This is a genomic window from Schlesneria sp. (assembly GCF_036405755.1).
GTDB lineage: Bacteria > Planctomycetota > Planctomycetia > Planctomycetales > Planctomycetaceae > Schlesneria > Schlesneria sphaerica.
Map to the genome: position 1 here is coordinate 1 of NZ_DASWWZ010000489.1, position 2594 is coordinate 2594.

Sequence of the window (2594 nt, forward strand, 5' to 3'; positions counted from 1 at the left end):
AAATTCCAAGGGTTTGGATGTTTGGGCTCGCCGCGCTGGTCTCCGCAGATGACACTCTTCTCGCGGGACGTTTTCCGAGAGCGAGAGAGGATTCAGGAGCGAGTCGGTTCAGATGCGATCCTGTGGAGACCAGTGACGGGCGTATAATCGGAACTTCTTACAGGGCGGTTCACGGGAATGCGGATGAGGTGGCCGGGGTGATCAGATTTTATAGCTGGCTGCATTGGTGTCTTTGAGCGTTCGCGGACTTGAGCTTCGTCGATTGATCTGCCGGCAGGGAGGAATGCATTGCGTGCGGGCGAAAGCATGATTCGGCTAGCTTTTTCGGTGTCGAAATATCACCGGTTTAAGGGAAATGTCGCTGCGGCGGTGACTCGCGTTACATGAGTGAGGTTGAGAGAGCGGAGGGGTCAGTCGCCTGGGTTCGGAGTCACCGAGGGATCAGGGGATTGCTGCGATGAATGTTGTACGGATGGGCTACAGCGGCAGGATGCCGCTGCCACGGGCCTTTTCGATGCCGAATATCGGACGAGTTTTTATGAACTGGAAGTGGCGAAAAGCTCACGGGCTGGCCAGCTGGCCAAGATTTGGCCAAGCCGTGGCCAGTCCCATGTGCTTAAGTGACTGATAGTTATGCATTTCTGGCTGGCTGGCCCGGTTGGCCAGCGGGAAATGCCAAGGGGACGTCCCACTTTTCAATGAGACGTCCCCTGCTGGAGTGGAGGCGGGGGGAATGGCGAAAAAACTATCCTCAAATAACCATAACGCACTACCTGCAAATGACTTGTGTTTTGTGGCGTGTTTCATTGTCAGTACTTTTTGAGCTTATCCGACGACCAATCAGAAGCATTATCGGCACCGTCAGAAAACGCGATTTACCACTGCGTCTGGCTGATTCAAATCGTCGTTTCTGAGTGAACCGCGGACGGCCGGATATCATCGCTATGCTCGGACGCCCGTCGATTTGATCGCGAGGTGCATGAACCGCTCTGTTTAATCGTCGCGGTCATTGACGCCACGGATCGCCCGAGTCCAACCCGCTACGAAACTTTGAATAAATTCTCCAGTTCGTTGGCGAGTCGATCCAGATCGACGGCATTCGTATACAGCCGATGCTCCTTGATCCGCAGGCGTCCGAATCCATTCGGTTCAACGAAGTGAGCCATGGCCACCTGCCGCGCTTGGACAACGGTCGGATGCTCGGTAAGTTCCGCATTCAGCTCACGGACGTAATGATCTTCGTCTTCGGTGAGGAGTCCGACAATTCGGTAGATGTCGAGCGCGTGGTGACGGCCGAAGTCTTTGTCGTCATCATTCATTCGGTCACGATACGCGCCGAGCTTCATCAGCAGGTAGGTGAACGCTTGAGGGATCAAAACTTCGGTACTGTGGGCTGCCCCGGTGGACAACTGCCCGGTAACCGGTATTGGAATCGCATGTCGGTCCACGGCCAATGCTTCTTCAAGTTTGCTGGCGTGCAAATTCACGCTTGGCCTCGGTCGGACCCTTCTTGAATCATTCGGAACTCGGGCCGCAAAATCACCAAGCGGGGGAGCCAGTAAGTCAATTTTGACTTGTCCCGGCGACATTTGACGGACGAACTGGGTGTATTTTGCCGTTTCAACGACGGAGAATCCCAGATGATCTAGCGCGGCTCGAATTATTCCCATGGATTGCGAATCGGTGACGAGATCAGCCCGTAGAATCAGGTCGATGTCTTCAGTGGTCCGTGCGGTCGGCAAATCATCGATATCAAACAATGTGCGGATCTGGCGATTGTCACGCAGGTAGAGTTGTTTGAGAAAGAGGCCGTAGCCTCCGCCGACTATCAGTTTTGGGTTTGAATTGAGAGTTGCATCGAGGTCGAGCAGGGTCGTCAGCAGCGGTTCTTGAGCCATGGGCATGCTCCACGCGTCATTGCTTGAGTTGACGAAGTATCAGTTCCTTGACCTGCAAGGCTGTTTCGCGTTCCCGCTTGTCACCGGCTGCTGTGCATTCCAAGTAGACCTGGATTGGCGATGCGTAGGGCAGATTCTGCTTCGTTCGCACGTCGAAGTAAACGGTCGGATCGTTGGTTTGGCGCAACTCGAGGTCGATGAATCGTGATGTCTGCTCGACGTCTTTGCCCCATGCCCTGATCAATGCGTCGGCATCGGTTGTATAGAGGACTGGCCAGTCCTGTCTGCCCATGACTGCATAGTTTTCAATTGACGACTCACCTGTGAGCACCATCATTTTCTGTTGCGTCACGAACTGATCGAGTGCGAGCGACGCAAGAAGTTGAACATTGGCCGTTGAAGGTCGTTTGCCTGAGACCTTTGGCGGCTCTTTGACTTTCAGTGTGACAACTTTTGTCAGCTTGGGTGGCGTGTAACTCTCGCAGAGCTTTTGCAGCAATTTCTCGGGCTGGCGAGTTAGAAATCCCGTGTCCGTTCGGTCGACAATCAGATCGTCTACCAAGCGTTTGATTGCTTTGGAGATTGTGGACAATACCACGCTGCCACCGCGGCGCTTGATCTCGCCGTCGATGTCGGCGAGCGATTGGTAGGCCGCTCGACATAAGAAAGCTCGTGCGACAAGCGATGTGGCTCCGC

General features: G+C 54.3%; 2 protein-coding genes and 1 pseudogene. All 3 read right to left on the reverse strand.

The window, feature by feature from the left end; genetic code table 11:
• Positions 1–561: 561 nt before the first annotated feature.
• Positions 562–807 (reverse strand): hypothetical protein, encoded by a 246-nt coding sequence (locus VGE80_RS16475; RefSeq protein ID WP_440593427.1) that lies wholly within the window; start codon positions 805–807, stop codon positions 562–564.
• 233 nt (positions 808–1040) lie between these two features.
• The gene (locus tag VGE80_RS16480; RefSeq protein WP_440593428.1) at positions 1041–1898 is read right to left on the reverse strand and encodes a hypothetical protein; all 858 of its coding nucleotides are present in this window, start codon (positions 1896–1898) and stop codon (positions 1041–1043) included.
• Between the two features lie 16 nt (positions 1899–1914).
• Positions 1915–2594 (reverse strand): annotated as a pseudogene (locus VGE80_RS16485) (hypothetical protein); the annotation flags it as partial.

What these genes read in the sequence shown, in the direction of transcription:
- VGE80_RS16475 (WP_440593427.1), bottom strand. Translation starts at nt 807, where the DNA reads ATGAAACACGCCACAAAACACAAGTCATTTGCAGGTAGTGCGTTATGG.
- VGE80_RS16480 (WP_440593428.1), bottom strand. Translation starts at nt 1,898, where the DNA reads ATGGCTCAAGAACCGCTGCTGACGACCCTGCTCGACCTCGATGCAACT.